Genomic DNA, 24133 nt, shown 5'->3' with positions numbered 1-24133 from the left:
ACATCGTGACCACGCCAGCATTACGTGACGACGACATCGCCATCATCGGGATCGGCGCGCGCTTCCCGGACGCGGCGAACCTGGACGAGTTCCGCGCCAATCTCGCCGCCGGACGCGATTCCATCGGCCCCATGCCGGAATCCCGCGCCGAGGCGACCGGCCTGGACCGCCGCGTCCGGTACCTGCCCATGGGCCACCTCTCCGATATCCACACCTTCGACTACGCCTTCTTCGGACTGTCCAAACGCGAAGCGGCGCTGATGGATCCGCAACAGCGGATCGCCTTGGAACTCGCCTACCGCGCCGTCGAGGACGCCGGATACGCCCCCGACACCCTGCGGTCGGCGAGCACGGCGGTGGTGTTCAGCGCACCCATGCCCGGCTATCACGCCATGGCCGTCGATCCGGGACCGCTCGCCATGCTGGGTAATCTGCCCTTCGCCACCCCGGCCCGAATCGCGCATCTGCTGGGTTTCGACGGTCCGTGTTACGCCGTCGACAGCGGTTGCAACGCCTCCCTCATCGCCGTGCACCACGCCTGCCGGGAATTGCGTGGCGGCGACGCGGATTACGCGCTCGCCGGGGGCGTGAGCGTACGCGCGGGCGGCTCCCCGGCCTGGACCGCGCGGACCATGACCGAGATCGCCTCACCCGGCAACCAGGTGCGGGCCTTCGACGCCGACGCCGACGGCACCGTCCCCGGTGAGGGTGGCGCGGCCCTGCTGCTGACCACCCTCACGCGCGCCCGCGCCGACCGCGCACCGGTGTACGCCGTCATCCGCGGCAGCGCCGTCCTGCACAACGGACAATCCAGCGCCACCATCAGCACCCCGAGCGCCGCCACCCAGGCCAGGGTTATCGACCGCGCCTGGCGCAAGGCGGGAGTCGACCCCCGCACCGCCGGGTACCTCGAGGCACACGGTTCCGCCACCCGCCTGGGTGACGCCGTCGAACTCGAGGGCCTGCGCACCGCCTTCGCCGACCGCAGTACGCCGCTGCCGATCGGCTCGGTCAAAACCAATATCGGCCACCTCGACCACGCCGCCGGAGTAGCGGGCCTGGTCAAAGCGGTCCTCTCCGTCTCCTGCGGTCAACTTTTCCCCTCCTTGCACTTCCACCGCCCCACCGGCGACCTAGACCTGGCCGCCGCCGGAATCGAAGTGATCACCACCCCGCGCCCCTGGCCGGGCGACACCCCCCGCCTGGCGGGTGTGAGCTCCTACAGCCTCGGCGGCGCGAACGCCCACTGCGTCATCCAGCAAGCGCCGGACGCACGCCCATCTGCGCCCGCCACCGTGGCGCAGGTGGCCCTGACGGGCGATCGAGGACAACGGGTCGGGCGCGTGGCCCCGCTGCCGCACGACGCCGAGCCGCGCCCCGATATCGCGGCCCGAACGACCGCCGGGTCTGCCGCGGCAATGCCGTCGCCGACCACTGCGCCACCGGCGACCGATCCGGGTTCGAGGACGGACGGCACCGTGCCGCACGTGCGCGCGGCGGGGGGACTGGCCGCGAATGACGATGTGCTCCAGCCGAACAGCGGTGGCACGGCGGAGCGGGGTGCGCTGCCACCGGCAGCCTCCGGCAACCGTGCGCCCGCGGGCTCTCCACAGCGGTCGGATGTCGGGCAGCCCGGGAAGGTTGGGCGGATCCGCACCGAGGATGTCGGGCGGGTGGACGGTGCGCCGGTTCGGCGGCTCGTCGGGGTGTCGGCTCGGACTCCCGCCGCGTTGGCGGAACTGTGTGGCACGCTCGCGCGGTATGTGCGGGGCGGTGCGGTCGAGTTCGCGGATGTCGCCTTCACCCTCGGTCAGGGCCGGGCGCACTTCGGATACCGTGTCGCGATAACCGCAAGCGGCAATGCCGAATTGGCCGACGCGCTCGAATTGCGTGGTAGCGCTGTCGATCAGGCTGCTGCGCGGCCGGCCGCGCCGCGAGTGGCGCTGCTGCTCTCGCCGGGTGCGACGCCGGTTGATCCGCGCGTCGGGGCCGATTCGCTGCCTGTGCAGTTGCCTGCCGTCGGTGTGGTCGCGGATGTGCTCGCCGGGCAGCTCGCGGCTCATGACCTGCTGCGCGACTGGGGGATTCGATTCGGAGCGGTGCTCAGCGGAGGAGCGTCGAAGTTCCTCGCTCGCTATCTGCTGGGTTCGCGCGAGAGGGTGGATGCGGGGGAGTTGGCCGCCGCAGCGGCGGCACCCACGGTGGACCGGGCGCGGTTGCGTACCGCCGCGGAAACCCTGTTGCGGGATGGCGCGGTCGTTTTCGTCGACCCCAGTGGGGACGGGGTGCTCGGCCGCTTCCTGGCCGAGGATCTCGCGGACCGCTCCGATGCGGAAGTGCTGTTCGGCGCACCGGATTCCGGTGGACCGCTCGGCATCCTGGCCCGTCTCTACGAGCGGGGAGTGGACCTCGATTGGGGGACGCAGGCGGATGGGGGTCGCCGGGTGCGACTGCCCGGACATCCGATGCACGGAACGCGGTGCTGGGTCGACCTTCCCACCACCGCTGCCCCCACCTCGACCGGTGCAGCCACCACTCCCGCCGCGTCCGATGCCGCCACGACCCGCGCGACCGAGTCCGCTTCCGTCAGCGATCCAGCCGCGACTGCGACCGCCGCCACCACCCGTCCGGCCGCGTCCGATGCCGCTGCGTCCCGCGCGCCCGCTGCCGGTGTCGCTGCGACGGTGGGCGCGGTGACCGCCGCCCCTGCCGATGCGAGCGCGTCCGACGAGGCTGCCGTCCGCACCCGGCGCACGACCGTCCCCGAGGATGCGACCGCGTGGCTGAGTGGCGTGCTGCGTGAGCTGCTGCATGCGGAGGCCGAGATCGGGCCGCACGACGACTATTTCGACGTCGGCGGCAATTCGATCATCGCCGTGCAGCTGGTCGAGCGGGTGGAGGAGGCGTTCGGGTTCCGGCCCAAGCTGCTCGATGTGTACGAGCGACCCACGGTCGCCGATTTCGCCGACCTGCTGCGTACCGGTGCGCGCACGGCGGAGCCCGCGGCGAGCCCGGCGGCGCGCGGGGTGCCGCCCATCATCCGCACCGATGAGCTGGTCATGTCGCCCGGACAGGAGCGCATGTGGTTCCACCACCAGCTCGTGCCCGACACCACCCTCTACAACTACCCGGTGGTCAACCTGCTGCGCGGGCCGATCGATATCGACGCCGTCAAGGGCACCTTCGAGGATTTCGCCGAGCGCCACGAACCGCTGCGCTACAACCTGGTCGAGGAGAACGGCCTCCCGGCGGTGCGGGTGCGCCCCGCGCTGGTGGACTTCTTCCGCGTCGTGGACGTCTCCGGCGACCCCGATCCGGTCGCCCGGGCACGCGCGCTCATCCAGGAGGCCGCCATCCGGCCGTTCGACTTGGCCCGCGACCCGATGGTGCGGGTGCTGGTGGTGACACTGAGCGCCGATACCCATGTGCTGCAGGTGGTCTGCCACCACTGCGTCACCGACGGTCAGACCCCGGGGATTCTCGCCCGCGAGATCCCGGTGCTCTACGCCGCGCGACAGGAGGGGCGCACCGCCGAACTGGAGCCGCTGCCGATCCGCTACCGCGATTACGCGCGCTGGCATCGCGAGCTGCTCGATTCCGGTGCCCTCGACCACGAGCTGGACTACTGGGTGCACGTGCTGCGTGATGCGCCGAAACTGCGGCTGCCCACCGACTTCCCGCGTCCGGCCCGCAAGACGTTCACCGGTGAACTGGAGCCGTTCACGGTTCCTGCGGCGCTGCTCGCCGCGGCCCGCACCGTTGCCAAACGGGAATCGGTCTCACTGTTCGTGGTGCTGCTGGCCGCCTTCTATCTGCTGCTCGCCCGGCGCAGCGGGCAGCGCGATCTCGTCGTCGGTACGCCCACGACCGGTCGGACCCGTCGCGAGCTGGAGGGGCTCATCGGCTTCTTCAACAGCACCGTGGCCCTGCGCGCCAACCTCTCGGGTCCCGCCACGCTGGCCGACGTACTGGAGCGGGTGCGCGCAATCGTCTTGGGAGCGTTGGAGAATCAGGAGATCCCCTTCGAGCGCGTCGTGCACGCGCTCGACGATCAGCGCGACCTGTCCCGCACCCCGATCTTCGATGTGCTCTACGTCCACCAGGACCTCACCAGTACCGGCGCGGCCAATCCGCTCAGCGGGGAGGAGACGGAGTTCTTCGACCTGGAACACTCGATTCACAACGCCTTCGGCGGATTGCCGCCCGGCACCGCGAAATTCGATCTCAGCCTGATCACCTACGACCGCAGCGACGACCACGACATGCTGGCCTGCTTCGAGTACAGCACCGAACTGTTCACGCAGCGCACCGCCGCGGGATTCGCGGCCGCCTACCTCGACATCCTCACCGAGGTGGTGGATTCCGCCCCGGAACGGTCGATCGAGGAGCTGATCGCCCCCGCGCCCGCTCCGCTGGCCGGAGCGGAAGAGGTGGCGGCACTGGATATTCCGACGGACCACCCGCGCGGAACGCATACCCGGTACACGCCCGGCGCGGTGCGCGAGCGGCTGGAGTCCGCGCCCGCGGACGCGGACCTGCTCGCCGCCTGGGTGACGCTGCTGAGCTGGTACTCCGGTTCGGACGAGGTGGCCGTGGCGCTGCCGAACGGCGTGGCCCGCATGGACCTCGCCGACGAGCCCACCGGATCCGACCTGTGCGCGCGGGCCGCCGCAACCTTGGAGGCACCGGCGGGGCCCGCCGGTGCCGCAGCCCTGCGCTTCGGCGATACCCCCACCGAAACAACGGAATTGGCGCTCGCTCGGGCAACCGATGACCTCTCCGTGCTGGAACTGTCGTACGCCACCGAACTCTTCGACGAATCGACCGCACGGCAGCTGCTCGCCGATCTGGTCCGCCTGCTGCGGGGCCTGCGGGAGACGCCGGAGGATCCGGTGCCCGATATCGCGGTGCGTCGCATCGCCGAAGCGGAGGTGATCCGATGACCGGAGTCGTGGGTGTGCTCGGCGCGGGCACCATGGGCGCGGGCATCGCGCAATGCCTTGCGCAGGCCGGGCGCGAGGTGATCGTGGTCGAACCCGATCCGACCGCCGTGGAGCGGGCGCGCCGCGGACTCGACGAGGCGGTGCGCCTGGCCCTGCTGCTGGGCCGCGGTGATCGCCGCACCGCGCTCGACACCGCCCGCCGGGTGCGCTGGTCCGACACCATCGACGAATTCGACGCGGTCGACTTCGTCATCGAATGCGCCGTCGAGCGGATCGAGTTGAAGGAGAAGCTGTTCGCCGACCTCGACCGCGTGTGTCCAGCCGACACCGTGCTCGCCTCCATCACCTCCGCCATTCCCATTGCCCGGCTGGCCGCCGCGACCGCCCGCCCGGACCGGGTGGTCGGCCTGCACTTCATGAATCCGGCCCCACTGACCGACGCCGTGGAGGTGGTGCGCGGTGCGGCCACCTCGCCCGACACCATGGCCCGCGCCACCGATCTGCTCACCGCACTCGGCAAGCAGCCGATCGTGGTCGGCGACCGCCCCGGCTTCGTCCTGAACCGGCTGCTCATGCTGAGCATCGCGGAGGCCGCCGCCCTGCTCGACGCGGGCGAGACCGCCGCCACCGTCGACGACCTCTTCGAACAGTGCCTGGGCCATCGCATGGGTCCGCTGCGCACCGCGGATCTGATCGGCCTGGACAACGTCGCCGACACCATCGAGGTGCTGCGGCGCGAGACGGGTGAGCAGCACTACCGGGTGCCGCCCACGCTCGCGGCGCTCGTCACCGCCGGACATTTCGGCCGCAAGACCGGACAAGGATTCCATGACTATCGCTGACCTGAGCGGTGCGACCGCCGAGCCCACCCCGCCGTTCGGCGGGTCCGCCGACCGCTGGGAAGACGAACGCCGATACCGCGAATCCGGCGCTTGGGCCGCCGACCGCGAGTACTGGGAACACGCCCTCGCCACCGCCGCCCGCCCCGAACCTCTCCCCGCGCCACCGCCCGCGACGGCGGACGATGCGATGCTCGCGAACCACCGCACCGAGCCCCGGGCGACCACGCGGCCATCGCCACCGGGAACATCCCACACGACAGGCGATGTCACCGTGCGTCAGCCCACGAGAGAGGAGTCCGGCCGCGTCGCTGCGCCGAACCCGCCCGCCGCGGCGGACAGTGGTTCCGCGACTACGGTGCTCGGTGGGGCAACGCTCGGCGATTCGGCCGCGCCGCTGTGGGTGGCCGTGGATGGGTCGCGGGAGCTCACCAGGCTGGCGCGTGCGTGTGGGGGCGGCACACCGGCGGTGGTGCTGGCCGCGCTGGCGGTGTACGGGGCTCGGCTCGCCATGGCGGATTCCGTCGTCGTCGCACTGGATAACGGGGATACCGCTGTGCCGCTGCGTATTCCGGTGCCGCCGGGGGCGGGGTTCGATGCCATTGCCCGACTGGTGGGGCGGGAGCTGCGCAAGGCGCGCAGGCACCGCTATCTCCCGGATATCGACGAGCCGTGGCCGGACGCGCCGGTGCACGGGCGGTGGCCGCTGGCCGTGCGCATGCTGGGCGGCTCGGCTGCCGACGGGATCGAGGCGGTACGGATTTCGGCGTGGTCCGGGAGCGGGGACGCCTTCATCGTATGCGTGGACGATCGGGCGGAAGGCGGTTGGCGGATCGCCGTTCCCGGCGCACCGCGCTCCCACCGAGACCGCTTCGGCCGACTGCTGGGGCGGCTGGCCCACGCGCCGCACACGCCCATCGCGCGGGTGGATATCGCCACGCCGGACGAGATCGACCACCTCATCGGCGACGAACCCCCGACCGAGAGCGCTACCCCCGCCACTCTCGCCGATTTCTTCGCCGCGCAGGCGACCCGCTCACCGGAGGCGATCGCGCTCGTCGGGTCCGACACCCGGGTGACCTACGCGCAGCTGCACCGCGACTCGAATCGGCTGGCGCGCAGGCTGATCGCCCTGGGAGCCGGGCCGGAACAGCTGGTGGGCCTCGCGATCGGCCCCTCGCTGGAACAGATCCTCGCGGTCCACGCGGTGGTGGCGACGGGTGCCGCGTATCTGCCGCTCGATCCGGAACACCCGCGTGCCCGGCACGCCCGCACCCTCGACATCGCGCGCCCGACCTGCGTACTCACCACGCGGGCGGCCGGATTCGAGGCCCCGGCCGGTGTCCGCGTCATCCACATCGACGAACTCGACCTCGCGGGCGAATCGGACACCACCATTACCGATGCCGACCGCGTCGCCCCGCTGCGTCCGGACCACCTCGCCTACGTGCTGTTCACCTCCGGCTCCACCGGCGAACCCAAGGGCGTGGGCGTCACCCATGACGCCGTCCGTATCCACCTCGCCTGGATGCGGCGGCTGCACCCGCTGGACGATACCGACGCGGTGGTGCGCAAGACCGCGTTGACCTTCGACGTTTCGGCCTGGGAAGTGCTGTGGCCGTTCACCACCGGGGCGCGACTGGTGATCGACGGGTCCGGCGGGTACGGCGACCCGGCCGAATTGGCCCGCACCATCAGCGAATACGACGTCACCACGGTGCAGTTCACACCGTCCACGCTCACCGCGCACCGGCGCGCCGTGCCCGCACCGCTGGCACCGAGCGTGCACCGGGTGCTGCTCGCCGGTGAGGCGCTCACCCCCGCCCTCGCCGCCACCCTGCCCACCGTCGCACCGGGCGCGCACGTCGACAATCTCTACGGCCCGACCGAGGCGACCATCGCCGTCACTCGGCATGCCGTCGGCGAGCACGACACCGCCGCGGTGCCGATCGGCGCACCCGCGTGGGGCGTCCGCGCCCACGTGCTCGACGCCTGCCTGCGCCCCGTGCCGACCGGCCTACCGGGCGAGCTGTACCTCGGCGGCGCGACCCTCGCCCGCGGCTATGTACGCCGCGCCGCGCTCACCGCGGCCCGTTTCGTCGCCGACCCCTTCGGCGGTCCCGGCCAGCGCCTGTACCGCACCGGCGATATCGTGCGCTCGACCGGACGCGGCGAGCTGGAATACCTCGGCCGCGCCGACTTCCAGGTGAAGTTGCGCGGTGTCCGCATCGAACTCGGTGAACTCGAAGCAGCGCTCACCGCACAGGAATCCGTGGCACAGGCGGTCGCGGTCGCGCACGGCGGCGATTCCGGTGGCCGACTGGTCGCCTATGTCACCCCGGCCGCCGGTCACCGCATCGACACCGCCGCCCTGGGCCGGCGATTGCGCGAACTGCTGCCCCGGCACCTGGTGCCCGCGTCGATCATCGGGCTCGCCGAGTTCCCGGTGAACCGTTCCGGCAAGGTGGACCGCACGGCGCTGCCCGTCCCCGACGTCGAGCCGGTGGCCTTCCGTGCTCCGCGTACCGAGACCGAAACCGCCCTGGCCGCAGCCTATGCCGAGGTGCTCGGGCGCGACGGCATCGGCGTCGACGAATCCTTCTTCGCGCTCGGCGGCGACAGCATCATGTCCATTCTGCTGGTCTCCCGGGCACGGGCGCGCGGCGTCGCCGTCACCGCGCAGCAGGTGTACGAACACCGCACCGTCGCCCGGCTGGCGGCCATCGCCGAAACCGCCGGTGTGGAGGAGGTTCCACCGCTCGCCGAGCTGCCGGGCGGTGGTGTCGGCGAACTGCCGCTCACGCCGGTCATCCGGTTCCTGGTCGAGCGCGGCGGCACCTTCGACCGCTTCTGCCAGTCCATGACCCTCGAACTGCCCGCCGGAATCGACCGCGCCGCACTGGTGTCCACCGTCACGGCGGTGGTCGACCACCACGACATGCTGCGCTCGCGCCTCTACCGCGACGACTCCGGCGACTGGCGCGTGCTGGTGACCCCACCCGGGAGCGTCGACGTGGACTCCCGCATCCACCGGGTGGAGCACGCCGCCGATCTCGGACACGACGACCTGCTGGCCCTGGCCACGGCCGAGGTGAACCGGGCCGTCGACCGCATCGACCCGTCCACCGGCGAGGTGCTGCGATTCGTCTGGCTGACACCGGATTCGGCGACCGCCCCCGGCCTGCTCATCATCGCCGCGCACCATATCGCCGTCGACGGCGTCTCCTGGCGCATCCTGCTGCCCGATTTCATCGCCGCCTGGGCGGCCGTCGCCGCGGGCACCACGCCTCGGCTGCCCGCGGTGGGTACGTCCATGCGTCGCTGGGCGCACGCGCTGGTCGACGCCGCGCACAGCGAATCGGTGACCGCCGAACTGCCGCGCTGGCGCGAGATCGTGACCGGCCCGGATCCATCGTTCGGCGACCGGCCCTTCGACCCACACCTCGATATGGCCACCGAGGTGGCGCACACCAGTGTCGAACTCGACGAGGCCGATACCGAGGCCCTGCTCACCGCCATCCCCGACCGCTACCGGGCTCGGGTCGCCGACGCCCTGCTGACGGCGCTCGCGCTGGCGGTGACACGCTGGCGCGCCCGGCACGACGAGGACGAACGCACGGTACTGCTGCGGCTGGAGGGTCACGGCCGCGAACAGGACGCGGTACCCGGGACGGAACTGTCCCGCACCGTCGGCTGGTTCACCTCCATCGTCCCGGCCCGACTGGACCTGAGCGGCGTGGATCTCGACGACGCCTTCGCGGGTGGACCCGCCATGGGACACGCCCTCAAGGCCGTCAAGGAACAGCTGCGGGCGTTGCCGCACAACGGTTTCGGCTTCGGTCTGCTCCGCCACCTCAACCCGGACACCGCCGCCGCGCTGCCGTCGGGCGAGCCCGGCCAGATCTCGTTCAACTACTTCGGGCACATCACCGGGCTCGACATTCCCGCCGAACTGGCCGGAATCGGCTTCCTGCCGTCCACCGAATTCGGCAGGCTGATCATCCGTCCCGACTCCCGCCGCGGCGCGCTGGGAGCGGTCGAGGTGGACTCCATCGTTCTCGGCAACCGCCTGGTGACCAGCTTCGGTTACGCGCGCGGCATTTTCGGTGACGCCGACGGTGCGGAACTGGTCGAGCTCTGGCGCGCGGCGCTCGCCGCCGTGGCCCGGCATGCGCGGGACCCGCGGACCCGCGGCGGATACACCCCGTCCGATTTCCCGCTGACAGCCCTCTCCCAGGGCGATATCGATACCTGGGAGGCGCGGTACCCGACACTGCGGGAGGTATGGCCGGTCACGCCGTTGCAGGCGGGCATGATGTTCCACGCCCTGTTCGATCCGGGCACGGTGGATGTGTACACGGTGCAACTGGTGCTCAGCCTGGAGGGCGCGGTGGACGCGTCGCGGCTGCGTTCCGCGGCCGCGGCCGTGCTGGATCGACACGCCAACCTGCGCACCGCGTTCGAGGTCGCCAGCGACGGCGCGCCGGTCCAGATCGTCACCGGCGATGCGGTCCTGCCGTGGCATGAGGTGGACCTGACGGTGGCGGCCGACGACTACGACCGCCTGCTCGACGCCGACCGCACCACACCGTTCGATCTCACCGCGCCGCCGCTGCTGCGCTTCCTGCTGCTCCGCCTCGCGGACGGCCGCACCGAATTCGCGGTGACCTGCCATCATCTGCTGCTCGACGGCTGGTCGATTCCGCTGCTGCTGCGCGAGATCATGGCCGGTTGCGCCGGTTTCGAGATCGAATCGCCGCGCCCGTACCGCCATTATGTGGAATGGCGTTCCCGACAGGACGACTCGGCCTCCCGACAGGCATGGGCGCGGGCGCTGGCGGAGCTCGCGGAGCCGACACTGCTCACGGGCGACGCCACCGCGCCAGCCCCCGCGGCCCTGCCCCGGGAGCGGGCGTTCGACCTCGACGGGGGCCGGACCCGTGCGGTGCACCGCCTGGCATCCGAGCTCGAGGTGACCGTCAACACCGTCGTCCAGGCAGCGTGGGCGATTCTGTTGTCGCGCACCGTCGATCGCACCGACATCGTTTTCGGTACCACGGTCTCGGGTCGTCCAGCCGAACTCGCGGGCGTCGAGAACATGGTGGGGCTGTTCATCAATACGATCCCGGTGCGGATTCGTCTGCTGCCGGGGGAGTCCGTGGGCGCACTGCTGCGCCGCGTGCAGCGGGAACAGTTCGGGCTCACGGCGCACCATCACCTGGGCCTGCCCGAGATCGGTGCGCAGACCGGCTTCGGCGAGACCGGACTGTTCGACACCCTCGTGGTCGTCGAGTCCTATCCGGTCGACGCGGCACAGCTGCGCGCGGACGCCCTCGCCTACGCCGACCTCGCCATCACCGGTGTGCGCTCCCGGGAGGCAACGCACTACCCGCTCACGCTGACCGTTCGGCAGACCGACCGGCTGCACCTGCTCACCGGCTGGCGGCCGGATCTGATCGACGAGGCCACCGTGGTGCGTCTGGGTGAGCGGTTCGCCCGGGTACTGGAGGCGCTCGCCGCGAATCCGGCGACCGCGGTGTCCGACATCGAGGCGCTCGACGACGCGGAGCGGCTTCGCGTGCTGCGGGACTGGCAGCGTCCGGCCGTGCGGCTGCCGGAAGCGACCCTGGTCGACCTCTTTCGCACCCAGGTTGCCGCGCGCGGCGACGCCGTCGCGGTGCGCTGCGGGGACCGCACCCTGACCTACCGCGCCCTCGGTGCGGCCGTCGCGGCGCTGTCGCAGGCCCTCGCCGTCCGCGGCGTCGGAGCCGGATCGCTGGTGGCCGTCGGTGTCTCACGCTCCGTCGAACTGATCGTGGCGCTGCTCGGCGTGCTCGAATCCGGGGCGGGGTACGTACCGCTGGATCCGGGCGATCCGACGCGACGCCTGGAATTCGTACTCGCCGAAACCGATCCGGCCTGCGTCGTCACCTCCGTAACCGATCACGCCGCGCTACCCGCGCACGGGCTGCCGCAGGTGGTTCTCGACGGGGCCGGAGAAATAGCCGCCGCGCAGGATTCCGCCGGCACGGGAGCCCACGACGGCTCGGCAGCTGCCGGGCGCGACCGGGTAGGTGGGTCGGCACGAAACGGAGAGACGCCGGCGGCGGCCGATCGTGTTCCGCTGCCGCCACGGCCGGACGATACCGCCTACGTGCTCTACACCTCGGGCTCCACCGGCCGCCCGAAGGGGGTGTGCGTCACCCATCGCAATGTGGTCGGCATGATCACCGCCGCCCGAACCCTGGTCGACGCCGATCACACCGATGTGTGGACCATGTTCCACTCGCACACCTTCGACTTCTCGGTGTGGGAGCTGTGGGGCGCGCTGTCCGGCGGCGGCACGCTCGTCATCGTGGAGGACGGACTGACACGGTCGCCCGGCGAGTTCGCCGAACTGCTTGCCCGTGAGCGCGTCACTGTGCTGAGCCAGACCCCGTCGGCCTTCTCGGCACTGCTGGACTCCGGTTTCGGTCGCACCGCCGCACCGGCGCTGCGGCAGATCGTGCTCGGTGGCGAAGCGGTGGACCCGCGACGGCTGCGGGCGTGGTACGACACCGATCCGGGCGGGGAAACCCGGATTTCGAATCTGTACGGCATCACCGAGGCGACCGTGCACGCCACCCACTTCGTGGTGGGGCGGGCACACGCCGAGTCGACGCGGGCCAGTGTGATCGGCCGTGGCCTGCCGGGAATGACCGTGCGCGTGCTGGATTCCCGGCTGCGACCGACTCCGGTGGGTGTCCGGGGTGAGCTCTATCTGTCCGGCGTCCAACTCGCCCGTGGCTACCATGCTCGCCCGGCGACCACCGCCGAACGTTACGTGGCCGATCCGATCGGTGCGCCCGGCGCTCGCCTGTATCGCACCGGCGATCTGGCGCGCTGGAATGCCGACGGACAGCTCGAATACCTCGGCCGCGCCGATCACCAGGTGAAGATTCGCGGCTATCGCATCGAGCCGGGTGAGGTCGAAGCCGTACTGCTGGAACACGAGTCGGTGTCGCGGGCGGTCGCCGTGGTCCGCACCGCTCCTTCCGGGGCCGCTGGGTTGATCGCCTACGTGGTGGCCGTTCCGACAGCCACGCCCATCGTGGACGTACTGGAAGCCCACCTCGCGGAGCGCCTTCCGGTGTACTTGCGACCGGCTGCCATCGTGCCGGTCGACGCGATCCCACTGACCGGCAACGGCAAACTGGATCTGTCGGCGCTTCCTGATCCGGTCCCGGCCCCGCGCTCGGACCGCACTCCGCGCACCCCGGTCGAACATCTGGTGGCAGACCTCTTCGCCGAAGTGCTCGGCGTCGACCGGCCGGGCGTGGACGACTCGTTCTTCGCGCTCGGGGGTGACAGCATCATCTCCATCCAACTCGCCGCCCGGGCGCGCGCTCGCGGCCTGCACGTCACCCCGCGCGAGATCTTCGAGAACCGCACGGTCGCCGGGATCGCTTCTGTCGCAAGGCTGCTGGGCAGCGACGCCGACGTGCCGAACGCGTTGCCGGAACTTCCGGGCGGCGGTGTCGGTGACATCCCGCTCACGCCCGTCGTGCGGTGGCTGACCGAACGCGGCGGCGGCTTCCGCCGGGTCAACCAGACACTGACCGTCGAACTGCCCGCGCACACCGGTCACGACGATGTGGTCGCCGCCGCCACGGCGCTCATCGACCGCCACGATATGTTGCGCGCCAGGCTGTTCCGCGACGAGTCCGGTGAATGGCGCTTCCGGACCGAACCGGTGGGCGCGCTCGCGGCCGCGGAGTCGGTGCGGCACCTCACCGTGGACGCCGCCGACTCGGAGGCCGTGCGCACGCTCACCGCCACGGCCGTCGACGCCGCGCTGGACCGGCTCGACCCCGCGGCCGGGGTGATGGTGCAGTTCGTCCACCTCGTCCCGGAACAGGGGAGCGGACCGGACCGGTTGATCATCTGCGCGCACCACCTCGCCGTGGACGGCGTCTCCTGGCGGATCCTGCTGCCCGACCTGTTCACCGCGCTGGCGGCCGCCGCCCAGGGGGCCGTGCCGCGGCTGGAGCCGGTCGGCACGTCCATGCGCCGCTGGGCACACGCGCTGCTCGACGCCGCGCACGCACCCGACCGGATCGCCGAACTCGCCCACTGGCGGCGGGTCTGCGCGACGGTCGAACCGCCGCTGACCGTGCGGCCGCTCGACCCCGTCATCGACACCGCCGATCGCCTCGCGACCGTGGACATCACCGTGGACGACACGGTCACCGCGGCGCTGGTGCGCACCGCTACCGCGCGCTTCCACGCCGGGGTCGACGAAATCCTGATCGCCGCGCTGGCCGTCGCCCTCGCGGCATGGCGAGCCGGGCGGGGCACGGCCGCCCCGGTGTCGCTGCTGCGGCTGGAAGGTCATGGACGCGCGGAGCAGCTCGCGCCGGGTGCGGACCTGTCCCGCACGGTCGGCTGGTTCACCTCCCTCTACCCGGTGCGTCTCGACCTCGGCGACCTCGACATCGACGCGGCGCTGGCCGGGACCGCCGCGACCGGGACGGCGCTCAAGGCGATCAAGGAGCAATTGCGCGCCGTTCCCGAGCACGGGATCGGCTACGGTCTGCTCCGCTACCTCAATCCCGATACGGCCGAACAGCTTCCGGACGCGATGCCCGGGCAGGTCGCCTTCAACTACCTCGGCCGCGTCGAGGACCGGGACGGTGGGGTGTGCGCGACACCGGACGCCCGTCCCGACCCGGATCTGCCCGCGGCGGCCGCGCTCGAAGTGAACGCGATCGTGGCGGGCCCGACTCTGCACGCGGGATTCGCCTACCCCAGCACACTTCTCGACGAAACGGAGGTGTCGGAACTGGCCCGACTGTGGGTGACCGCGCTCGACGCGATCGCGACGCACACGCGCGCCGCGGACGCCGGCGGGCACACCCCGTCGGATTTCCCGCTGGTGCGGGTGCGCCATGTCGACATCCTCGGCTGGGAGCGGGACTACGGGCGCCTCACCGAGGTGTGGCCGCTCGCACCGCTGCAATCCGGTCTGCTCTTCCACGCCACCGTCGCGGCGCCGGGAGACACCGATATCGCCGACGTCTACAACGTGCAGACGGTCGTGCGACTGAGCGGGCCGATCGACCGCGACCGGTTGCGGCAGGCCGGGCAGCGCGTTCTCGAGCGGTACCCGAACCTGCGCGCGGCCTTCGTTTTCGACACCGCCGGCACGCCCCGGCAAGTGGTGCCCGAGACGGTCGAACTGCCCTGGCGGGACGTGGCCCTGCACACGGAGCACGACCTGGCGGAGCTGGCCGCGCGGGAGCGGGCGCGCCGATTCGATCCGGCCCACCCGCCGCTGCTGCGCTTCACGCTGGCCCGCGTCGCCGACGCGGAGCACGTTCTGGTGGTGACGTATCACCACATCCTGCTCGACGGCTGGTCCGTCCCACTGGTGCTGCGTGATCTGCTGGCGCTCTACGCCACCGACGAGTCGCTGCCTGCCCCGCTGGGCACTTTCCGCGACTACCTCGCCTGGAACCACGGGCGAGATACGGTCGTCGCGACGCGAGCCTGGCGACGGGCGCTGGACGGCGTGCGCGCGCCGACGTTGGTCGCCCCGGGGATCCGGAGCCACGACAGCGCGGTCACGACGGCGGATCACCGGTGGTCCCTCGATGCGGCGACCACCACCGCACTCGGCGTCACCGCCGCGGAACTCGGGGTCACCGTCAACACCGTGCTGCAGGTGACCTGGGCGATCCAGCTGGGGCGCGCACTCGGACGCGACGACGTGGTGTTCGGTGCTACCGTCTCGGGCCGCCCGGCCACGGTGCCCGGCGTGGAATCGATTGTCGGACTGTGTATCAACACCGTGCCGGTACGGGTGCGCATCGTGGCGGGCACGTCCGTGGCGGACCTACTGCGGGCGGTGCAGGCCGAGCAGGCGGAGCTGATCGAGCATCATCAGCTGGGCCTCACCGAGATCCACACCGCCGCCGGGTTCCGCGACCCGCTGTTCGATACCGTTCTCGCCTTCGAGTCCTATCCGGTGGACACCGAACAGCTCAGCGCGGCGGCCGCCGCCGTCGATGGCGTGACCGGTGCGCGACTGGAAGTCACCGACGCCGCCCACTACCCGCTGACCGTCACCGTGGAACCGGGAAGTGAACTGCGCGTCCGAATAGGCTATCTGTGCGACGTCTTCGATCTGGCGAAGATCGCCGAGATCGGTGCCGCCATGCGGCGACTGCTCACCACCATCGCCAGCGACCCGCACCTGACGATCGAGGAGCTGGCGTGACCGCACGCTTTCCGCTCACGCGCGCACAGCAACAGGTCTGGGTCGCACAGCAACTCGACGACACCGGCCGACGCCTGATCGTCGGCGGCTACGTGCACATACACGGCGCGATCGACGACTCGGTGTTCGAGCGAGCGTTGCGGATCGTCGTCGCCGGAGCCGAAACCCTGCGGGTGCGCTTCGAGACCACCGCCGACGGCACCGCTGTGCAAGTGGTCGAGGAGCTGAGCGACTGGCCGTTGCACCGCACCAGCTTTCGTGCCGCCTCCGATCCGCACGATGCGGCGGCGCGCCATATGGACGCGGCCCTGGACCGGCCCTTCGACCTGAGCCGTACGCCGCTGTTCGAACATCACCTGCTCGACCTCGGCGAGGCGGGCACGCTGTGGTTCATCCGATCCCACCACCTGATCCTCGACGGCGCGTCCTCGGCCGCCTTCATTCGCCGCGTGGCCGACACCTACACCGCGCTGCTGCGCGGGCATCGGGTGGCGGAATCGGTGTTCGACCGGGTGGCCGACCTGATCGCCGAGGACGAGCGATTCCGCGCCTCCGCGCGGTTCACGGCCGACCGGGAGTTCTGGGCGGATCGGCTCGCGACCGACGAACCCTATGACCCACCGCAATTCGCCGGTTCGCCGCCGGTCACCGATGGCGCGCGGTTCCTCCGCCGTGCCGGTGTGCTGGGCGAGGCCGATTGGAAAGCGCTGCGCGCCCGCGCGGAATCCTCCGGAACACCGTGGCCGGTCTGGGCCTTCGCGGCCATCGCCATACTGCTGCACGCTGATTCGGGGGCCCGCACGGTCACCCTCGGTCTGGCCGTCCCCGCCAAGCGTTCCCGGCACGCGCTCGGCATGACCGCCAATGTGCTCCCGCTGCGGATCACGGTCGACCCCGCAGCCACGGTCGGCGATCTACTCGCGGCTGTGCGCGCGGAATCGCTGATCACCCTGCGCCACCAGCGTTTCCAGTACGGTGAGATGCTCGCGGAACTGGGCGCGAGCGGGCTCGGCGGCGGCGTCATCGGCCCCACCGTCAATGTGATGCCCATGCAGAAGGATCTGCGCTTCGGCTCCGAACCGGCCACCCTGCGCCATCTCGCCGCCGGGCGCTCCGACAATCTGAACATCAGCCTCTACGACAACGGTGATCCGACGCTGTCGGTGGTGCTCGAGTCGAATACCCTGCGCTACTCCGACGACGACCTGACCGCACACCACCGGCGGCTGACCGAAACCCTCGCCGCCCTGGCCGCCGCGCCGCGGGACCGTCCGCTGGCCCGACTGCGGACCGTGCCCGATCCGGCGGGACCCGCCGTCACCGTCGCACCGTCGGACACCCTGGTCGATCTGTTCGAGCGCACGGCGGTCGCGCACGCCTCCGCTCCCGCCGTGGTGCACGGCGATACCGGGCTCACCTATCGCGAACTCGATCTGCGCGCACAGCGGCTGGCCCGCGTTCTCGCCGGATACGACGTCGGCCCGGGGCATTTCGTGGGTCTCGCGCTGCCGCGTTCGGTCGATCTCGTGGTGGCGATCCTGGCGGTGCTGAAGACCGGTGCGGGGTATGTGCCGCTGGATCCGGCCTATCCGGAGCGGCGGGTGCGCACCATCATCGACGATGCGGCCCCGACGCTCGTCATCGCCGGGGCGGAGGTGGTGCTCCCGGAATCCACTGCGGCGCGGCACGTACTGCGGATCGGCGACCCGCCCCAGGTCGCGCCCCGGCAGCCGCGGCGACCCGGACCGGCGCACCCGGCCTATGTCATCCACACCTCCGGCACCACCGGGACGCCGAAGGGTGTGGTGGTCACGCACGCGAACGTGGTCCGGCTGCTCACCGCGACCCGACCGTGGTTCGACTTCGGCGCGGATGATGTCTGGACCCTGTTCCACTCCACCGCATTCGACTTCTCGGTCTGGGAGATGTGGGGTGCGCTGGCGCACGGTGGCAAGCTCGTCGTGGTCGACGCCGAGATGGCGCGTTCACCGCGTGATTTTCTGGATCTGCTGGTGGCACAGCGGGTTACGGTGCTCAATCAGACGCCGTCCGCGTTCGGCATGCTGGTCGACGCCGAGGCGGACCGACCGGTCGACGGCGACCGGCTCGCCCTGCGTCACGTCATCTTCGGCGGGGAGCCGGTGGAGCCGTGGCGGCTGGCCGAGTGGTGGTCGCGGCACGATCCGCGACGGCCGCGGCTGGTCAATATGTACGGCATCACCGAGACCACGGTGTTCACCACCGGCGCCACCCTGGCCGACGCCGCCGCGGCGGGCGACATCGGCACGCCCCTGGCCGATCTGGCGGTGTACGTGCTCGATGCCGCCCTGCGCCCGTGCCCGCCGGGAGTGCCGGGAGAACTCTATGTGGCCGGTCCCGGCGTAGCCGCCGGATACCTGCGCCGACCGGCCGTCACCGCGGCCCGATTCGTCGCCGACCGTTTCGGCGCACCCGGCGCGATCATGTACCGCAGCGGCGATATCGCGCGGTGGACCGAGTCCGGGACGCTCGAATACCTCGGGCGCGCCGACCGGCAGGTCAAGATCCGCGGCTTCCGGATCGAGCCCGGCGAGATCGAGGCCGCGCTGTGCGCGCTCCCGGCCGTGCGGGCGGCGGTGGTGCTGACCGTGGCGCACCGGCCCGGAGATCGGCGGCTGGCGGCCTTCGTCACCGGGGACGGCGTCGATATCGGCGCGGTGCGCACGGGAATCGCCGAACGGCTGCCCGCCCATGCGGTGCCCGCCACGATCGTGGCCGTCGACGTTATACCGACGACCCCCAACGGCAAGGTCGACGAACGCCGACTGTGCGCACTCGCCACCATGACGGGCACGCCCGACGCCCGGCCGCGCACCGACGCCGAGACGCGCTTGCACGCGGTATTCGCGGAGGTGCTCGGGCACGACGATTTCGGGGCCGAGGACGGGTTCTTCGCCATCGGTGGTGACAGTATTCTCGCCATCCGGCTGGCGGACCGCGCCCGCGCGGCCGGATTCGCCCTCACGCCGCGGGATGTGTTCGAGCGACAGCATATTCGCGCACTGGCCCGCGATGCCGCGCCGCTCCCGCCGAGCGCCGCCCGCCCCGATCCGGCTCTCCCGGACGGCCGCACCGTCCTGCCGACGACACCCTTGCAGGCCGGGCTGCTGTTCCACTCGCTGTTCCAGGCGGGGGAGGGCGAGGACCCCTATCTCGTCCAGGCCGTGCTGACACTGGACGGCCCGATCGACGCGGAGCGGCTGGCCACGGCCCTGCGCACGGTGCTCGACCGGCATTCACATGTGCGGGGGCGCTTCGTCGTCGACGGTGACAGCCTGCGGTACGAGATCCGAACCGATCTGGAAACACCGTGGCGCGTAGTAGATCTCGCTGACAGCGCGACTGCCGACCGCACGATGGCTGACCGTCCGTCCACCGAATGGGACGACGCGGTGCGCGTGGCACTGGCCGAGGACGCTCGCATGGATCCGCTCGCGGCCCCACCGCTGCGCGCCACCCTGGTGCGCACCGGCCCCCGGTCGGCCACCCTCCTGATCACCCACCACCACGCGCTGCTCGACGGCTGGTCGCTGGGCATCCTGCTGCGCGAACTGCTGCTGAGCTATCACGGGCACGGATTGCCCGCCGCCCCGGCCTTCGCCGCGTTTCTCGACCAGTCCGCCACCCTGGACCGCGAGCGGGCCCGCGCGGCCTGGGCGCGGGCGCTGCGCGGTGCCGAACCCGGCAAGGTCGCCCGCGCCGATCTGGGACGGTGGCGGCGACCCGCCGAACACCGGTTCACCCTGCCCGCCCCCGTCGTCACCGCGCTGCGCGAGCGGGCCGCCGCGCACGGCCTGACCCTCAATACGATGATCCAGGCCCTGTGGGCGCTGGTGCTGGCCGATCTCACCGGCACCGACGACGTCGTCTTCGGCATCACCGTCTCCGGGCGCGACACCGGCGATCTGCACGACACCGTCGGGCTGCTCATGAACACCGTGCCGCTGCGGGTGCGCCGCCATCCCGCGTGGACGCCGCTCGAACTGGCGTCGCGGATACAGCGCGACCGGGTGGCGCTGATGGACCACGATCATCTCGGACTGCCCGACATCATGGCGGCGGCCGGGGTGAGCGATCTGTTCGACACCTCACTCGTCTTCGAGAACTTCCCGCTCGACACCGCGCTGTTCGACACCCCGCTGCTCGACGGCTCGGCCGCCGACGTGCGGGTCACCTCCGTCGATGTCATCGGCGGCACGCATTTTCCGCTCACCGTGGTCGTGGTGCCCGGAGCCGAGGACCTGGACTTCCGCATCGGCGCGCATCTGGACCGCATCGATGCCCTCGCCGATATCGACGAGCTGTGGGCGCGCATCCGCACCGCCGCGGCGGCGCTGACCGCGCCGCACCCGTCCCCGGTGGGTCGGCTCGAACTGCTGCCGCCCGCCCGCCGCGCCGCCCTGCTGGCCGCCGGACGCGGCGCGGACACCGATATCGAGAACGCGGGCCTCGGTCGGTGTTTCGAGACGACGGTACGGGAGCACGCCCACGACATCGCCCTCTGGTACGACGGAACTGAAGTCACCTACGCCGAGCTGAATGCGCGCGCCAACCGGGTCGCCCGGTGGCTGCGCACCCGCGGCGCGGGACCCGGTGTGCCGATCGGTCTGGCGCTGCCGCGGTCGGTCGATCTGGTGGTAGCCTTCCTCGCCATCGCCAAACTGGGCGCACTGTGCGTGCCGATCAGCGACCGCTATCCGCCCGCGCAGGTGCGACAGCTGCTGGCCTTCACCGAAACCGAGCTGGTGCTACACGAACTCGACGGCGCGGCAGCGGAATTCGACGATGGCAACCTCGGCGTAGACGTATCGGCCGATGCCGTCGCCACCCTCATGTTCACCTCCGGCTCGACCGGTGCGTCCAAGGGCGTCGAGGTCACCCATCGCAATATCGTGGCCCGCGCCCGCGACCGGATCGGCCGCGACGACGGGCACCGGCGCATGCTCATGCACCTGCCGCACAACTGGGACATGGTGGTCTGGGAGCTGTGGCTGCCGCTGCTCACCGGCCGGACGACGGTCATCGCCCGCCCCGGCGTCCTCGATGTACACGACTACACCGAGATCCTGCGCGCGGGCGCGGTCACCTCGATCATGCTGCCCGCCGGGCTGTTCGACCTGCTGGCCGAGCGGATACCGGATGCGCTCGCCGGACTGCGGATGATCGCGTCCGCCGGTGACGTGCTGCCGCCGCGCGCCGCCGCGACGATACGGCGCGGCGCGCGCCCGCCCGTGGTGACGAATCTGTACGGACCCGTCGAGGCGACGAGCTACGCGCTCGGCTTCGCGATTCCGGCGGATATGGCGGCGGACCGACCCGTACCCGTCGGACGTCCGGCCGACAATACCCGGGTCGCGGTGCTGGATCCGGCGCTGCGACCGGTGCCGGTCGGTGTTCCCGGGGAGATCTACCTGTCCGGGGCGGGACTGGCCAACGGCTACCACCGCGCCCCGGCCCACACCGCGGAGCGCTTCGTCGCCGACCCGTTCGGCCCCGCCGGTGGACGCATGTACCGCACCGGCGATATCGGGCGCTGGGACACCGACGGCCTGCTGCACTTCCTCGGCCGCGCCGATCGGCAGTTGAAGGTCAACGGTTTTCGCGTCGAACCGGGTGAGGTGGAGGCGGCGCTGCGGCGCGAGCCCGGCGTCGACGCCGCGATCGTCACCGCGCGCCGGGCCGCCAGCGGGCAGTCGCTCATCGCGCACATCGTCGCCACCGATACGGTCGACACCACCGCGCTGCGGACCCGGCTGGCGTCGACGCTGCCGTCCTACCTGGTGCCCTCGGCCATCGTGGCCCTGGACGCGCTGCCGTTGACGCCCATGGGGAAGATCGACGTGAACGCGCTTCCCGCACCCGCGAACGGTGATCGGATTCCGGCTGGCACACCGCGCCAGCGGCTCCTCGCGCGCGAGTTCGCGGCGGCGTTGGGTATTGCGGAGGTCGGCGTCACCGACGACTTCTTCGCGCTCGGTGGCAATTCGCTGTCGGCGATCCGGGTGGTCGCGGCGCTGCGGTCCCGGCTCGGGGTCGCAGTATCGCTGCGCGACCTGTTCGAGTCGCCGACCGTCGCGGCACTCGAGCAGGCGCTCGCCGACCGTGCGCCCGAACGCCTCCCGAACGGCCTCGCCGCCGTGCGCCGTACCGACCCGATCCCGCTCGCACCCGCCCAGCAACGCCTGTGGACCGTGAACTACCTCGGCGGCAACCGCCCCGACTACCTGATCGCCACCGGCCTCGAGATATCCGGGCCGCTCGATCCGGCGGCCGTGGCGGCGGCGGTCACCGATGTGGTCGAACGGCACGAAATCCTGCGCACGGTTCTGCCGTACGGCACGGACGGCCCCGTGCAGCACATCCTTCCGGCGGCATCCGCACACCCGGACTTCCGGATCGTCGACCTGCCCACCGGCGACAGCGTCGACCGGGCGGTGGACGCCGAACTCGCCGTGGGCTTCGACCTCACCACGCGTCCACCGCTGCGCATCCGCCTCTACCGCACCGGCCCCGAACACCACATCCTGCTCGGCGTCCTGCACCATGTCGCGGGTGACGGCGAATCCCTGGCCGTGCTCCAGCACGACCTGCTCACCGCCTACCGCGCGCGGTCGGTCGGCCACCCGCCCCGATGGGACGCTCCCGCAACCCAATTCGCCGACTACACGCTGTGGCTCCGGCAACTGACGCACGCCGACGGTCCCCTCCTCGAACGACAGGCGCGTTACTGGCGCACCGCTCTCGACGGCCTGCCACCGCACCCGGTACTGCCCACCGACCGCCCCCGCGCAGGCCGCCGCGACAACAGTGCGGCGTCGCTGCCCATCCACCTGGACGCCACCACCCACCGCGAGCTCGCACACACCGCCCGCGCCCACCGCGCCAGCGTCTACATGCTCATCCACACCGCCCTCGCCCTCGCCCTGCACGATCGCGGCGCGGGCCCCGACCTGCCCATCGGCGTGGCCCTGAGCGCCCGGGACACCGCGGGCCTGCACGACCTGGTCGGCTGCGTGGTCGACACCGCCGTCGTCCGCGTCGACCTGTCCGCCGCCCCCACCCCCGGCGACCTGGTGGCACAGGTCCGCGAACGCGTCCTCGCCGCCTACGACAACAAGGAATTCCCCTTCGACGACCTCGTGGCCCTGCTCAACCCGCCACGCTCCCGCACCCACCACCCCCTGTTCCAGGTCATGGTGACCTACCTGCGCGGCACCCGAATCGACACCGCCGACACCGGCCTCACCATCCGCCACCACCCCGTCCCGGTCCGCCACACCCCCTGGGAACTGCTGCTGAACCTGCGCGAGGAATACGGCCCGAACGACGAATACGCCGGAATCCGGGGCGAGATGGTTTATGCCGCAGAACTTTTCGATCGCGGCACGGTGGAGTCCACGGTGGCCGCGATGATGACCGCCCTGCGCGCACTGTGCGCCGAACCGCCGACCGGCACCGGCGAGGACGCTCGGGAGTAGCGCATCATCAGCCATCCGAGCGGGCTGGCCGACCGCTCGGCGTACCGACTCGCCTCGGCCCAGATCTGAAGGTGCACCTCCTGGGCGATCTCCTCGGCCACCGGGCAGCGGTGCGTCGGCCACTCGTGTCCCGATTGGGGCACGCTCGTCGTCGCGGTGTGGTCGGTGCGCGGATTCTGTCGGTTTCGGTGGTTGCCCGAAGAAATCTCGTCGGGCACCAAACCGCGGGCGAGGGCTGGGCGAAGTCCTCTCGGTACTCGTGGACGGCCATGAGTACTCGGGGTCTCAGCCGCCCCGCTGCTGGACGTCACCGGTCGCTGCCGCCCCCGACCCGCGGCCGGTGACCAGGCGAAGGCCCCGAGCGGAAAGGACACCAATCCGACCGGCATGGCTGGCCGAAGTCCCTCCCGTCCCGAATTCCGCGGTCGCGCAAGCGGGCCGCACGACGAAAGAAGATGATCATGAAGATGTCGCAGCGCACCCTCGCGGTGGCCGTCGCCCTGGCCGCCGCCACCGCGGTCGTGACCGGGTGCTCCGATGACCAGTCCGATTCGACCGCCGCGACCTCGTCGACCA

At 71.4% G+C, this 24133-nt stretch carries 4 protein-coding genes; all 4 read left to right on the top strand.

Annotated features, from left to right (window positions below):
- Positions 1-5 precede the first annotated feature (5 nt).
- The 4 genes from ON31_RS38195 to ON31_RS25545 are packed head-to-tail and all read left to right on the top strand — an operon-like array spanning position 6 to position 23557.
- Positions 6-4943 carry a condensation domain-containing protein gene (locus ON31_RS38195; protein ID WP_255222256.1) on the top strand — a complete coding sequence of 1646 codons (4938 nt, stop codon included), beginning with the start codon at positions 6-8 and terminating at the stop codon, positions 4941-4943.
- Positions 4940-5785, top strand: a complete 846-nt coding sequence (locus tag ON31_RS25555; protein WP_039817307.1) for a 3-hydroxyacyl-CoA dehydrogenase family protein — start codon at positions 4940-4942, stop codon at positions 5783-5785. Before ON31_RS38195 ends, ON31_RS25555 begins: the two co-directional genes overlap by 4 nt.
- Positions 5772-16040 carry a non-ribosomal peptide synthetase gene (locus ON31_RS25550; protein ID WP_051037744.1) on the top strand — a complete coding sequence of 3423 codons (10269 nt, stop codon included), beginning with the start codon at positions 5772-5774 and terminating at the stop codon, positions 16038-16040. Before ON31_RS25555 ends, ON31_RS25550 begins: the two co-directional genes overlap by 14 nt.
- Complete coding sequence (locus ON31_RS25545; RefSeq protein WP_051037743.1) at positions 16037-23557, top strand: non-ribosomal peptide synthetase; 7521 nt, start codon at positions 16037-16039, stop codon at positions 23555-23557. Before ON31_RS25550 ends, ON31_RS25545 begins: the two co-directional genes overlap by 4 nt.
- Positions 23558-24133 lie beyond the last annotated feature (576 nt).

Source organism: Nocardia otitidiscaviarum NBRC 14405, from assembly GCF_000308635.1.
GTDB classification, from domain to species: domain Bacteria; phylum Actinomycetota; class Actinomycetes; order Mycobacteriales; family Mycobacteriaceae; genus Nocardia; species Nocardia otitidiscaviarum.
The sequence above is the reverse complement of the archived record's forward strand: the minus strand, read 5'-3'. Positions and strand labels throughout refer to the sequence as shown.